11 protein-coding genes are annotated in these 13229 nt (G+C 69.3%); 7 read left to right on the forward strand and 4 right to left on the reverse strand.

What is annotated here, in order from left to right; all coding sequences use genetic code 11:
• The first annotated feature begins 123 nt into the window (after positions 1-123).
• From ACFOYW_RS07490 to ACFOYW_RS07520, 7 genes are all read left to right on the forward strand, one after another.
• Positions 124-1248, forward strand: coding sequence for a phosphate ABC transporter substrate-binding protein PstS (locus ACFOYW_RS07490; RefSeq protein ID WP_390228222.1), 1125 nt, complete (start codon positions 124-126; stop codon positions 1246-1248).
• Positions 1249-1576: 328 nt separating this feature from the next.
• Positions 1577-2314 (forward strand): dienelactone hydrolase family protein, encoded by a 738-nt coding sequence (locus ACFOYW_RS07495; protein WP_390228223.1) that lies wholly within the window; start codon positions 1577-1579, stop codon positions 2312-2314.
• Between the two features lie 94 nt (positions 2315-2408).
• Positions 2409-2921, forward strand: coding sequence for a mycothiol transferase (locus ACFOYW_RS07500; protein ID WP_390228225.1), 513 nt, complete (start codon positions 2409-2411; stop codon positions 2919-2921).
• 185 nt (positions 2922-3106) lie between these two features.
• The gene (phnD, locus tag ACFOYW_RS07505) at positions 3107-4111 is read left to right on the forward strand and encodes a phosphate/phosphite/phosphonate ABC transporter substrate-binding protein (protein WP_390228226.1); all 1005 of its coding nucleotides are present in this window, start codon (positions 3107-3109) and stop codon (positions 4109-4111) included.
• A gap of 51 nt (positions 4112-4162) precedes the next feature.
• Entirely contained in the window at positions 4163-5029 is an 867-nt protein-coding gene (phnC, locus tag ACFOYW_RS07510) for a phosphonate ABC transporter ATP-binding protein (RefSeq protein WP_390228227.1), read from the forward strand.
• Positions 5026-6828 carry a PhnE/PtxC family ABC transporter permease gene (locus ACFOYW_RS07515; RefSeq protein WP_390228229.1) on the forward strand — a complete coding sequence of 601 codons (1803 nt, stop codon included), beginning with the start codon at positions 5026-5028 and terminating at the stop codon, positions 6826-6828. The genes phnC and ACFOYW_RS07515 overlap by 4 nt, the downstream gene beginning before the upstream one ends.
• A 48-nt stretch (positions 6829-6876) precedes the next feature.
• Positions 6877-7998 carry a glycerate kinase gene (locus tag ACFOYW_RS07520; RefSeq protein ID WP_390228230.1) on the forward strand — a complete coding sequence of 374 codons (1122 nt, stop codon included), beginning with the start codon at positions 6877-6879 and terminating at the stop codon, positions 7996-7998.
• Positions 7999-8109: 111 nt separating this feature from the next.
• Here the strand turns inward: ACFOYW_RS07520 and xylB are convergent, their stop codons facing one another.
• The 4 genes from xylB to ACFOYW_RS07540 form a co-directional block, all read right to left on the reverse strand.
• Positions 8110-9522: a xylulokinase gene (gene xylB, locus ACFOYW_RS07525; protein ID WP_390228231.1), complete on the reverse strand. Its 1413-nt coding sequence runs from the start codon at positions 9520-9522 to the stop codon at positions 8110-8112.
• Between the two features lie 87 nt (positions 9523-9609).
• Positions 9610-10803 (reverse strand): xylose isomerase, encoded by a 1194-nt coding sequence (gene xylA, locus ACFOYW_RS07530; RefSeq protein WP_390228232.1) that lies wholly within the window; start codon positions 10801-10803, stop codon positions 9610-9612.
• Positions 10800-12068: an endo-1,4-beta-xylanase gene (locus ACFOYW_RS07535; RefSeq protein WP_390228233.1), complete on the reverse strand. Its 1269-nt coding sequence runs from the start codon at positions 12066-12068 to the stop codon at positions 10800-10802. Before ACFOYW_RS07535 ends, xylA begins: the two co-directional genes overlap by 4 nt.
• Positions 12065-13057: a LacI family DNA-binding transcriptional regulator gene (locus ACFOYW_RS07540; RefSeq protein ID WP_390228234.1), complete on the reverse strand. Its 993-nt coding sequence runs from the start codon at positions 13055-13057 to the stop codon at positions 12065-12067. Before ACFOYW_RS07540 ends, ACFOYW_RS07535 begins: the two co-directional genes overlap by 4 nt.
• Between the last annotated feature and the right edge of the window lie 172 nt (positions 13058-13229).

Below are 13229 nucleotides of genomic sequence, written 5' to 3' on the forward strand. Positions count from 1 at the left end.
GCGTCCACTTACTTTCGGGCGTGGGCCTGCACCGGCCCGCCGCGTCACCGAGTCGTCCTCAGTGCCCGATTTCCTCGGGCTCGATCACCCCGATGACGTGTGTCCGTACCCGAAAGGATCACAGTGAAGCTCAAATCCACCATCGCTGTCGGAGCCGTCGCGCTCGCAGCCGTCGCCGCCCTGGCCGGCTGCTCGAGCAACTCGAGCAGCGGCGGGTCGACGAGTTCCTCTTCTCCCTCGGCGAGCGCTGTCGACCTCAGCTCGCTGTCCGGCACGATCACGGCCGGCGGGTCGTCCGCTCAGGCCAACGTGCAGCAGGCCTGGACTGCGGCGTTCACCGCGCAGGCGACCGGAGTGAAGGTCAACTACGACAAGTCGCAGGGCTCGGGCGGCGGTGTCACCAACTGGCTCTCCGGCAGCTACGACTTCGCGGGCACCGACGCTGCGATGAACGCCCAGCAGTATTCGGCGGCCAATGGTTGCGCCGCCGGGTCGAAGGGCCTGGACATCCCCGTCTACCTGTCCGGCGTCGACATCATCTACAAGCTCCAGGGCGTCTCCTCGCTGAAGCTCGACGCGAACACGATCGCCGGGATCTTCTCCGGCAAGATCACGAAGTGGAATGACCCCGCGATCGCCAAGCTGAACTCGGGAACCACGCTGCCGGCGACGGCGATCTCAGTCGTGCACAGGTCTGACGCCTCGGGAACGACGAACAACTTCACCACCTATCTGCACCAGATGGCTCCGTCGGTGTGGACCTCTGCGGCGAACACGGCGTGGCCGAACAGCGTTGGTTCAGGCCAGCAGGGCGGGTCGGGTGTCGTGAACACGGTCGAGGCGGGTAGCGGCACCATCGGCTACGCCGACCAGAGCTCTATCGGCAAGGCCGCCGCGGCCCAGGTTGAGATCGGCGCCACCGGGCAGTTCGTGTCCTACTCGGCCGCTCGTGCGACTGAGTCGTTCGCTGAGTCGGGCGTGCTGTCGCCGCAGGGTACCAACGACCTGACCTTCGACATCGACACGACGAAGATCACAAACGCGTCGGCCTACCCGATTCCGCTGTTGTCCTACGACGTGCTGTGCCAGAACTTCAAGGACTCGACGCAGGCCAAGCTCACCGAGGCCTACGTCGGCTTCATCGGCAGCAAGACGGGTCAGCAGGTCGGCGCACAGAATGCGGGCGCCGCGCCACTTCCCACGACTGTCCAGACCAAGATCGCGGCATCGCTCGCGACCGTGAAGTAACCAGTACCAGACGCTCGCCCTCGTAGTCGCGGAGGCGAGACGAGTGATGCGGGCCGGTGCTGGCCCCGCCACCCGTGAGAGGGCCGACCGTGTTTCGGACCGCGATCGGCCACCAGGGTCCGAGTCGAGCTATCGAGAGCAGCGACGCTCGGGCCCTGGACCTCGGCGCTTCGCGCGTCCGGCGGCCCAGGTGACCTGCATGGCGGGTTATGCGCTCGCCCTGAAAGCGGGCGCACGAAGAATTTCGGCGAGTTCTCGACGAGTATCGTGGCGTAGTGGGCGTCCGGCGGCGTGGCTCGATGCCTTTCAACGAGGGGAAAGCAGGCGCATGCTCAAGGGCAACACGATCGAGTTCGACGGCTTCACCGGCTACGTGACGCGCCCTCAGGGCGAGGTCAAGGGCGGCCTCATCGTGATCCACGAGATCTGGGGACTCGTCGACCACATCAAAGACATCGCCGACCGCTTCGCCGCGCAGGGCTACATCGTCGTGGCCCCCGACATCCTGAGCCACGGCGGCGTCACCCCCGAGGTCGGCGAGGAACTGCAGCGCCTGCGGGAGAGCGCCGACGAAGAGGAGCGCACCCGCCTCCAGCCGCTCATGCGCGAGAGGATGGCGCCCGTCCAGCAGCCGGAGTACGCGTCGTGGGCGATCAGCGCTCTCAAGCAGGTGGTCGACTGGCTGGCCGTGCAGCCCGGCGTGAGCGGCCACCTCGCCGTCACCGGCTTCTGCTTCGGCGGAACCTACTCGTTCGCGCTCGCCGCCGCCGACGACCGCATCCAGGCCGCGGCCCCGTTCTATGGCGCGCCCCCGCAGGGCACCGACTTCCAGGGCTTCGACTGCCCGGTGCGCGCGTTCTACGGCGAGACCGACGCCCGCTTGATCGACGGACTGCCCGAGGTCGAGCAGCGGATGTCTGAGGCGAACGTCGACTTCGAGGCCACTGTCTACCCGGGGGCCGGGCACGCGTTCTTCAACGACACGAACACGCACGCCTACGTCGAGGCGGCGGCGACGGATGCCTGGCAGAAGGTGAACGACTTCTTCGAGAAGACGCTCGCCTGAGGCATCCGCTCAGCGATACTGCGCTGCACGGCATCGCGCTGCACGGCGCTGCACGCCGCGCGTGAAGTTCACCCCCTGGGGGTACGGTCAAGGCATGGAGCAACGTGAGCTTCTCATCGACGCCTTCGGCCGCATCAACGGCATCGTTCACCGGGTTGTAGAAGGAGCGAGCAGCGAACTGCTCAGCTACCGCGTCGACCCGGACGCCAACACCATCGCATGGCTCGTCTGGCACCTGACCCGCGGGGAGGACTCGCAGGTGACGGACGTCGCGGGTACGCAGCAGCTCTGGCTCACCGAGTGGGCCGACCGCTTCGCGTTGCCGCTGCCGCGCAGTTCGACCGGCTACGGCCACAGCTCGAGCGACGTCGCGTCGGTCACCGCCTCGCCCGAGGATCTGCTCGGCTATCACGATGCCGTGCATGGCGCGACGGTCGCGTATCTCGAGACGCTGTCGGGTGAGGACCTCGATCGGGTCGTCGACACGTCGTGGGACCCGCCCGTCACCCTCGGCGCTCGCCTCGTGTCGGTCGTGGGCGACGACTGGCAGCACGCCGGTCAGGCATCGTTCGTCAAGGGAATCGCGGGGCGCGCCGGGGTGAAGTGAGCGGAAGATAATTCCAGATCGGAAGACTATTCCGGTCGAACACTCCAATCTTTATGGACAGGTGCCGACAATGGCACCCACGGTTCCGCCCCAGTTCACCTTCGGTGCGAAGGGTGGTCTGCGTCCGATGAGCCCGGCATTCCCCAGCCGGGACGACGCAATCACCCACCGAAAGGCGCGTACCGATGCATTTCCGCATCCGCACGAAGACCCTGGCTGTGGCAGCCGCGAGCGTTGCGCTCGTGGCGGTCCTGGCCGGCTGCTCCACCACGTCCGACAGCGCTACCTCAGCCTCGAGCGCCAAGGGCACGTTCGCTCAGGATTCCAACACCCTCGTCTTCAGCTCGCTGCCGTCCGAGGACGGCTCTGACCCGAACGGCGCGATGGAGCAGTACATCGCGAAGGAGACGGGCCTCAAGACCAAGTACCTCCCGACCACCTCGTACACGTCGCTGATCGCCGCAGTCCTCGCGGGCAAGGTCGACATCGCCGCCGGTTGGGGCGCTGCGAGCTACACGACGGCCGTCGCCAAGGGCGCCAAGATCGACATGATCGCCGCCCAGTACAGCGAGCCGGGCCAGACCACGCCGGGCTACTACTCGGGCGCGATCGTCGCGACGAAGAATGCGTCGAAGTACCAGACGGTCTCGCAGTTCAAGGGCAAGAAGATCTGCTTCGTCGACCCGACGTCGACCTCGGGCTTCTTCTTCCCGCTGCTGGCGCTCAAGGCGGCCGGCATCGACGTCACTCCGACGGGTACGGATGCTTCGGGCAACCCGACCTTCAAGGACTTCACCGCGTACTTCGCCGGCAGCCACCCGAAGTCGGTGCAGTCCGTCGCGAACGGTCAGTGCGATGTCGGCTTCGCCGACGACGAGGCCTACGGCGTCAAGAACTCGGGCGTCGTGACCGTCAAGGACGCCAAGACCACCGGCGACGGCCTCGGCGTGCAGCTCGTCCCGGGCGCGCCGGTGACCATCTCGAGCACGCTGCCCGCGGCGCTCAAGACCAAGCTCACGAAGCTCCTCGCCAATCTCACCCCTGACCAGGTGAAGGCGGCCGGCATCGCCGTCCCGGCGTCTGAGGACTTCCTCGGCCAGAAGGCGGAGAACTCGTCGTTCTACAAGCAGATCGCCGACGGGTGCAAGGACCCGAGCATCTCGAAGGCGGCGTCGGCCGTCTGCGGCTGACGTTCCCCATCCCCGATCTGGAATCCCCTCTAGAAGTCAGGTAGCTGTCCTATGAGCACCACAACGACCTCCCCGGCCATCCGGGTGTCCGGTGTCACGAAACACTTCGGTTCGACTGTCGCTCTGCGTGACGTCGATCTGACGGTGAGCCGGGGGGAGGTCGTTGTGCTGCTCGGGCTGTCGGGGTCGGGGAAGTCGACGTTGCTGCGGCACATCGACGGTCTGGAGCGGCCGACGGAGGGGACCGTGGAGGTGCTGGAGGTACAGGTTCCGAAGCTCAAGGCCACGGAGCTTCGCCGACTGCGGGGACGGGTGGCGATGATCTTCCAGCAGTTCGAGCTGGTGCCGTCACTGACGGTGCTCGAGAACGTGCTGACCGGGGCCCTGGCACAATTGCGGGGGCCGCGGCTCGGGTTGTGGGCCTATCCGCGATCGTTCCGGCAGCAGGCGCTGGTGCACCTGGATCGCGTCGGGCTGCTCGAGAAGGCGTATCAGCGCGCCGATCAGCTGTCGGGCGGTCAGCAGCAGCGTGTGGCGATCGCCCGGGCGTTGATGCAGGCGCCGGAGATCCTGCTGGCCGATGAGCCGGTGGCGTCCTTGGACCCGGAGTCGAGCGATCAGGTCATGCGGCTGATCCGCGAGATCGCAGCGGATGACGGGTTGACGGTGGTCTGTTCGCTGCACCAGGTCGACCTGGCTCTGGGCTGGGGCGACCGGATCGTGGGGTTGCGTCACGGCGAGGTGGTGCTGAACACGCCGGCGTTGGGCCTCTCGAAGGAGCAGGTCATGGAGATCTATGGGCGCGTGGCGACGACGACCACGGAGCTCACGGCCATCGAAGCCGAACTCGGCATCGCCGAGTTGACGGGCGCGCGGCGCGACGGCGCGTCCGCCGGAGCCGACGGCGGCCAGCGATGACGGCGACTGTCACCCCGGCGAAGGCGGGAAAGCCAGGGAAGGCGGCGAAGGCCGCGAAGCAGTCGCCGCGCGGCTCCGCTCCGGAGGGCCCCGCTCGCGGCGACCTCGAGATCCCCAGCCGCCCTGTTCCGGTGCAGAAGATCGCCGGCGGCGTCGTGCTGCTCGCGATGCTCGTGTTCGGCGCCTACTCGCTCAGCCGGATGGGGTTCGACTTCGGCTACCTGACGTCGGCCGCGAAGAGCGTGCGGGCGTTCTTCGGCACGACCAACAACACGCTCAGCTTCCCGTCGGTTCCGAATCTGATCTACCTGGCCGGTCTGACCATCGGCGTCGTCGTGCTCGGCACGATCATCGCCGCCCTCATCTCGATTCCCGTGGCGTACATCGCGGCGGCGAACACCACTCCGTCGCCGTGGCTGCACTGGCTCGGCCGGGCGATCGGCGTTCTGACGCGGGCTGTGCCGGATGTCGTGATCGCGTTCTCGGTCTCGCTCATGTTCGCGCTCGGTTCCACGTTGCCGGGGGTCATCGCCATCGGCATCCACTCGATCGGCATGATCTCGAAACTGTTCGCCGACGCGATCGAGCAGATCGACGAGGGCCCGCGGCTCGCGATCCGCGCGGCGGGCGGGTCTAAGGCTCAGGAGTTCTGGGCCGGCGTCTTCCCCCAGGTCGTTCCGTCGTGGGTCGCGACGACCCTGCACCGCTTCGACATCAACATTCGCGGGTCCGCGATCCTCGGCTACGCCGGCGTTGGCGGCCTCGGCTACGCCATGTCGCTCGCGTTCAACCAGTTCAACTACGGGCGCGGTCTCGGCATCGCGCTGGTCATCTTCGTGATGTGCATCGTGCTCGAGATCATCTCCTCGACGGTGCGTCGCAACCTCCTCGGCATTCAGCCCACCGGCAAGGGCATCGGCGAGCGGATCGTGCGCGCCGCCACGCGGAACCGGCCCGTGCCCCAGGCATCCCCGAGTCGCCCGACCGGGGCGCAGAGCTCAGCGGCGTCCATCGAGGCCGCCATGCGGCGACCGTGGACGCGCGAACGGGTCCGCGACACCGCCTGGGTCGTCGCCGCGCTCGTGTTCGTCGGCCTGTCGTACTGGTGGTCACAGGTCAACCCCGGCCAGATCATGTGGAAGTACGTTCTGCCCGGCATCACGAGCTTCTGGCCGCCGTCGTTCGGTCAGGCCGGCGCCACGGCGTACCTCAACAGCGTGGTGGTGACGCTTGAGCTCGCCTTCGCCGCGGCACTCGTCGCGATCGTGTTCTCCCTCGTGATCGGGTCGTTCGCCGCCCGCAACGTCGCACCGAACGGGGTCGTGCGCAACATCTTCCGCGTGATCCTGACGCTGCTGCGCGGCATCCCCGAGCTCATCGTGGCGCTGTTCCTGATCGTCATCGTGGGGCTCGGGCCGGTGCCCGGTTTCATCGCGCTCACGATCGGCGGTGTCGGTCTGCTCGGCAAGCTGATCGCCGACTCGTTCGAAGAGGTGCCGAACGGGCCGGAGACCGCCCTGAGCGCCGCGGGCGCCACGCGCAGTCAGAGGTACGTCTCGGCGACGCTGCCACAGGGCCTGCCGTCGCTGATCGGCAACTCGCTCTACCTCGTGGACACGAACATCCGCTCAGCGGTTCTGCTCGGCGTCGTCGGCGCGGGCGGCATCGGCTACTACCTCACGATCGCGTCGCCACAGCTCAACCAGCATGGCGAGGTGACCGTGCTCGTGGCGTTCCTGATCGTGGTGGTGCTCGTCATCGAGGGCATCGCGGCGTGGCTGCGCAGCGTGTTCAAGTAGACCCGCCGGTGATGTCGTGCCGCCCGGGTCGGGTGGCAGGATGCAAGCATGCGTGTCGTCGTCGCTCCTGATTCCTTCAAAGGCACCTTGAGCGCTCGCGAGGTGGCTGAGGCGATCCGCGACGGATGGCTCGCCGAACGGCCCGGCGACGAGTTCGTGCTGGCTCCGATGGCCGACGGCGGCGAGGGCACGCTCGACGCGTTCGAGGCGGCCGTGCCCACGGCGCGCCGCGAACCCGTGATGGTGGTCGGCCCCGACGACCAGCCCGTGCTCACCCACTGGCTGCGGCTGCCGCCGACGCCCGGGCTGCCCGGCGGCACCGGCGTCGTCGAGCTCGCGGCGACGAGCGGCATCACGCTCATGCGGTCGGGCCTGCGGCCGTTCGATGCGCACACCTTCGGACTCGGCCAGGCGATCTCGGCAGCCGTGACACTCGGGGTCTCGCGCCTGCTGGTCGCGGTCGGTGGCAGTGCGTCGACCGACGGGGGCGTCGGCGCGCTGACGGCGATGGGGGCACGGTTGACGGATGCGTCGGGCACGCCCGTCGCGTACGGCAACCTCGGGGCGGCCCGGGTCGCGAGGGTCTCATTCGACGGTGCGGTCCCGCTGCCGCCGGCCGGCGCGATCGTGCTCACTGATGTGAACAATCCACTGCTGGGCGAGCGCGGCGCGGCGGCGGTGTTCGGGCCGCAGAAGGGCGCGGCATCCGATGCGGCCGTGCGTGCGCTCGACGCGAACCTCGCGCAGCTCGCGGGCGTCATGCCCGACGGAGCCCGACTCGCCGCCACACCGGGCGTGGGCGCGGCCGGCGGCACCGCGTTCGGCCTGCTCGCGTGGGGCGCAACGCTGTCGCCCGGTGCCCCCGCGGTCGCAGAAGCGCTGGGCCTCGCGGGCGCGATCGCCCGTGCCGACCTCGTGATCACGGGGGAGGGGCGCTTCGACGGCCAGTCCGAGGCGGGCAAGGCGCCGAGCCACGTCGCCGCGCTCGCCCGTGCGGCCGGAGTGCCGGTCGCTCTCGTGGCCGGCGCGATCCAGGCATCCGTCGCGGCCTTCTCTGCGTCAGCCTCGCTCACTGAGCTCGCGGGCTCCACGACCGCGGCGCTGGCCGAGCCGGCCCGCTGGGCGCGCGCGGCGGGCGCCGCCCTGGCCCGTGCCGCCACGCTGGCCTGAGCCGAGGTGCGCCGTACGGTCTCAGCTGCGCCCCACGGACGGCCGCACGGCGCAACTGAGGCCGTACGACGCACTTGAGTCGAGACTCAGGCCGGCCCGAGGCCGCCCGCGCTACGGGAGCAGCGTGTCCGCGTAGCGGTGGTACTGCTGCGCGATCTCGGGCCGGAAATCGCGCGCCGGAGCCGCCGACATCGACACCGCCCACGAGGGCCGCGAGCCGGACAGCGCCCACGCGGCCTGCACCGCGCCCCCGTCGGCGACGTACTCGCCGGGCTCGGGCACGACGACCGGCGCGTCGAACACCTGCGCGGCGACCGCCTGGACGGCCGGGTTCTGCGCCGCGCCGCCGATCAGCAGCACGCGGCCGACCTCGACGCCGACGCCGCGCACCGCGTCGAGTCCGGCGCCGAGCCCCGACAGCATGCCCTCGATCGATGCCCGCGCGATGTTCTCGCGGGTCGTCGACGCGATCGACAGTCCGTGCAGACTCGCCTTCGCCTCGGGCAGGTTCGGGGTGCGCTCGCCCTCGAAGTACGGCACGAGCACGACGCCGGCGCTGCCCGGCTCGGCCTCGAGCGCGAGCCGCGCCAGCTCGTCGAAGTCGACGCCGAGCAGTTTCGACGTCGAGACGAGCACGCGCGCGGCGTTCAGAGTCACGACGATCGGCAGGAAGTTCCCGGAAGCGTCAGCAAAGCCCGCGACGGTTCCACTGGCGTCGGCACTCGGCTTCTCTGCGACGGCGAAGACCGTGCCGCTCGTGCCGAGCGAGACGACGACGTCGCCGGCGGCTGCGCCGAGGCCGAGGGCCGCGCCCGCGTTGTCGCCGGCGCCGGGGCCGACGAGCACGCCGGCGGGCGTCTTCCCGGCAGGCTCGCCGGGACCGAGCACGCGCGGCAGCACGACGTCACGGCGGCCGAGCGCCCGCTCGAGCAGGTCGAGGTCGTAGTCGCCGGTGAAGGGGGACCAGTAGGCGGTGCCCGAGGCATCCGATCGATCCGTCACGAGCGCGTCGAGAACCGGGCCGAGCGGCGACTCGCCCTCGGGTCCGTACCCGAGCAGGCGCCACGTCAGCCAGTCGTGCGGCAGCGCGACGGCGGCGACCTTCGCGGCGTTCTCGGGCTCGTTGTCGGCGAGCCAACGCAGCTTCGTCGCGGTGAACGACGCGACGGGCACGAGTCCCGCGCGCTCGGCATACGCGTCGGCGCCGACCTCGGCAGTGAGGGCGGCGGCCGCGGCGGCGGAGCGGGTGTCGTTCCAGAGCAGGGCGGGGCGGATGACTCGGCCCTCGGCGTCGAGCACGACCATGCCGTGCTGCTGCCCCGCGATCGACACGGCGGCGACGTCGTCGAGACCGCCGGCGGCCTCGATGGCCTCGGTGAGGGCGCTCCACCAGGCGGCGGGGTCGACCTCGGTCCCGTCGGGGTGGGCGGCGCGGCCGCTGCGCACCAGCGCACCGGTCTCGAGGTCGCGGACGACGACCTTGCAGGATTGCGTCGACGAGTCGACGCCGGCGACCAGAGTCATGTGGCTCCTAGCTCAGTGGTTCGTGATGGGGATACGCGAACGAGGGGGCGGGGCCGGTAGCCCCGCCCCCTCGAGCGATGTTGCGAATCAGCCGCGGGCGCCGAGCAGGTGCTCGGTGGCCAGCTGCTGCAGGCGGACGAAGCCGAAGCCCTTGCCGTTGAGGTAGGCGTCGGTGTCGAAGTCCTCGAACGCGCTGCGGTCGGCCTTGAGCGCCTCGATGGTCTCGCCGTCGTTCAGCGTGTTCTGCTCGAGCTCGAAGACCTTGGCGGCCTCGAGCGCGGCCTGGACCTCGGGGTCGGCGCGGAACGCGTCGGCACGCTCCTTGAGGAGCAGGTAGGTCTCCATGTTGGCCTTGGCCGAGTCCCACACGCCGGTCTCGTCCTCGGTGCGGCTCGGCTTGTAGTCGAAGTGACGCGGGCCGGTGTACGCGGGGCCCCCGTTGGCGCCGCCGTGCTCGAGCAGGTCGACGAGCGCGAAGGCGTTGTGCAGGTCGCCGTGGCCGAAGGCGAGGTCCTGGTCGTACTTGATCGAGCGCTGCCCGTTCAGGTCGATGTGGAAGAGCTTGCCGTGGTACAGGGCCTGGGCGACGCCCGAGGTGAAGTTGAGGCCCGCCATGGTCTCGTGGCCGACCTCGGGGTTGAGGCCGACGAGCTCGGGGTGCTCGAGCGAGTCGATGAACGCGATCGCGTGGCCGAGCGTCGGCAGCAGGATGTCGCCGCGGGGCTCGTTCGGCTTCGGCTCGATCGCGAACCTGATGTCCCAGCCCTGCGAGAGGACGTAGTCGCCGAGGAAGTCGACGGCCTCCTTGTAGCGGGCGAGCGCGGCCTGGATGTTCTTGGCCGAGTCGTACTCGGCGCCCTCGCGGCCGCCCCACATGACGAAGGTCTTCGCACCGAGCTCGACACCGAGCTCGAGCTGACGCAGGATCTTGCGGATCGTGAAACGGCGCACCTGGCGGTCGTTCGACGTGACGCCGCCGTCCTTGAAGACGGGAGCCGAGAAGGTGTTGGTGGTGACCATCGGCACGATCAGGCCGGTGTCGGCGAGCACCTTCTTGAGGCGCTCGATGTACGAGTCGCGCTCGGCGTCGCTCGAGCCGAACGGGAACAGGTCGTCGTCGTGGAACGTGAGGCCGTAGGCGCCGAGCTCGGAGAGCTTCTCGACGACGTGCTCGATCTCGATGTGGTTGCGCGTGGGGCCGCCGAACGGGTCAGTGCCGTTGTAGTTGACGGTCCACAGGCCGAAGGAGAACTTGTCCTCGCGGGTAGGGGTCAGAGTCATTGGGATTGCCCTTCAACTTCCATGGTGAGGTGGACAGTTTGATTTTGTTGTTGCGATAAACATATCGCGGATTCCGGCGAACTTCCACCGACGGTGACGCTGTAGTCGCCCGCGAAGCCGCGTACCCCGAAGCGGCCGTCGGCATCCGTTCTGACGGTGGTGGGCGGCAGCCACCACTCGCCCTTGATGAGGTCGTGCAGCGCGTGCCACGAGGGCTTGCGCGAGCCGTCGGCACGCACCAATCCGATCGGTGCCCCGAGCCATGCGCCGGCATCCGTGATCCCCCAGTACGTGATCGCCTCGACGCTCGGGTGCCCGACCAGTGAGCGATAGTGACGCGCGATCTCGTCGGCCTGGCGCGCCTCGCCCTCCTCGGTCGACGGCCACGACGGGATCCGGTAGTCGTTCAGATCCTCGATCTCGGGCGGCATGAGGTGCCCCGAGACGAGCGAGGACTCGGTGAGGTGCAGCGGCAGGCCGTAGCGCGCGAAGCGCTCGACCATCGCGAGCATCGCCTCCTCGCCCCAATAGCCCTGGTGCATGTGCGTCTGCAGGCCGATCGCGTCGAGACGGATGCCTGCCTCCAGCACCCCTTCGATCAGGCACTCGTACGCGCTCGACAGATCGAAGTCGTTGAGGAGCAGTGTCACGCTCGGGTTGGCGGCACGAGCCTCTTCGAACGCCAAGCGGATCATCGCGATGCGGCCCTTCGCGCGGGCCAGCGGTGTGATCGCGTTGTCGCCGTTGTCGAAGTTCGGCATGATCACGACCTCGTTGATCGCGTCCCACGTGTCGATGAGGTCGGCGAAGCCGGCGACGTCGCGACGGATGCGCTCGCGCTGCAGCCGCTCGACCTCGGCGAGCGGCAGGCCGAGCAGCCACGCGGGCTGACTGGTGTGCCAGACGAGCGGATGCCCCTTCAGGGCGACCCCTCGGTCGCGGAGCCACTCGGCGGTGCGCCGCAGCCGCGCCGTGTCGGGCTTTCCGCGCTCCGGCTCGAAGCGGCCCCAGTAGAACGGCAGCGTCGCCGTGTTGAAGAGCTCGACGTACGACTCGGCGAGTGCCTCGTCACCGTCGCGCGGCTCGCCGTTCGCCGCCTCGATGAAGTCGAAGCCGATGTTCCCGAAGGTGAAGGCGTGCCGGGTCTGCCGCACGCTCACCTCGGTGTCGGCGAGGGGCGCGCCCGAGGCATCCGTCACCGTGACGACGGCCTCGCCGATGCGGTGGGTCGGCTGGTCGGCGCGGGGGCTTGCGAACTGCATCATCGAGCCGGGGGAGCCGTGGTCTCGCGCACCACCAGAGTGGAACGCAGGTGGTGGTGGAGGCGCCCGCTGTCGTCGCCGTTGAGCTGCCCGACCAGCATCTGGAGTGCCTGCGCGCCCATCTCGTGCAGCGGCTGCGCGACGGTGGTGAGCCGCGGAGAGACGCTGCTGGCATCGGGAATGTCGTCGAAGCCGACCACGGAGAGCTGCCCGGGCACGTCGACGCCCAGCTCGTGGGCTGCGTCGAGCGCGCCGAGCGCCGAGAGGTCGTTGGCGGCGAAGATGGCCGTCGGCGGCTCGGGTCCGGTCAGCAGCACGAGCGTGCTGTCGTGGCCGGTCGACCTGCGGTAGTCGCCCTCGCGCACGAGGCCGGGATCGAAGCCGATGCCGGCGGCCTCGAGCGAGGCTCGATAGCCCGCCTCGCGCAGGTGCGAGGATTCGAGGTCGACGCGGCCGAGCAGGTGCGCGATGCGGCGGTGCCCGATGGAGACCAGGTAGTCGGTGGCGGCTCGCGCGCCGCCGATGTTGTCGGCGTCGATGGTGGACGGCCCGCCTCGGCCGGTGTGCGGATCGATCGCGACGACCGGCACCGAGGTGTCGGGCATGAGCACCGTCGGCGTGACGAGAATGGCGCCGTCGATGAGCGTGCCGGCGAGGCGCGACAGCGAGCGCTTCTCCCACCCGACGGCGGGGCCCTCGGTCGTCCAGCCGGCGTAGGCCAGCAGCTCGTAGCCGGTGCCGTGCGCCGCTGCGCCGACGCCCTTGAGCAGTTCGGCCGAGTAGGGCTCGAAGTCGGTGACGAGCACGCCGATGACGTTGGTGCGCCGCCTGCGCAGGCTGCTGGCGACCAGCGATGTCTCGTAGCCGAGCTCGGTGACGACGCTCATGACCCGCTCGTAGGTGGCCGGCGCGACCCCGTAGCGCCCGTTCACGACCTTCGAGACCGTGGCGACCGAGACCCCGGCGGCTTTCGCGACGTCAGTGATCGTCACCCGCCCCAATAACGGGGCAACCCCAGCATCCGCGCTCACAGACAGCAACAGTAGCCCAGGCTCCGAGGGCTGCACCGTGCCCGGGGCACTCCCAGCAAACAAGGTATATAAAACGTTATCGACAACGTTTGACATCGGGCCTCTCGATGCCGGATGCTTTTAGCCGCGGTCG

The organism is Gryllotalpicola reticulitermitis, from assembly GCF_042651345.1.
GTDB lineage: Bacteria > Actinomycetota > Actinomycetes > Actinomycetales > Microbacteriaceae > Gryllotalpicola > Gryllotalpicola reticulitermitis.

Bases quoted from the DNA above. Each gene is read 5' to 3' on its own strand.
- ACFOYW_RS07495 (WP_390228223.1), top strand. From the start codon at position 1,577: ATGCTCAAGGGCAACACGATCGAGTTCGACGGCTTCACCGGCTACGTG.
- phnD (WP_390228226.1), top strand. From the start codon at position 3,107: ATGCATTTCCGCATCCGCACGAAGACCCTGGCTGTGGCAGCCGCGAGC.
- ACFOYW_RS07535 (WP_390228233.1), bottom strand. From the start codon at position 12,068: ATGATGCAGTTCGCAAGCCCCCGCGCCGACCAGCCGACCCACCGCATC.
- ACFOYW_RS07520 (WP_390228230.1), top strand. From the start codon at position 6,877: ATGCGTGTCGTCGTCGCTCCTGATTCCTTCAAAGGCACCTTGAGCGCT.
- ACFOYW_RS07500 (WP_390228225.1), top strand. From the start codon at position 2,409: ATGGAGCAACGTGAGCTTCTCATCGACGCCTTCGGCCGCATCAACGGC.
- ACFOYW_RS07515 (WP_390228229.1), top strand. From the start codon at position 5,026: ATGACGGCGACTGTCACCCCGGCGAAGGCGGGAAAGCCAGGGAAGGCG.
- phnC (WP_390228227.1), top strand. From the start codon at position 4,163: ATGAGCACCACAACGACCTCCCCGGCCATCCGGGTGTCCGGTGTCACG.
- xylA (WP_390228232.1), bottom strand. From the start codon at position 10,803: ATGACTCTGACCCCTACCCGCGAGGACAAGTTCTCCTTCGGCCTGTGG.
- xylB (WP_390228231.1), bottom strand. From the start codon at position 9,522: ATGACTCTGGTCGCCGGCGTCGACTCGTCGACGCAATCCTGCAAGGTC.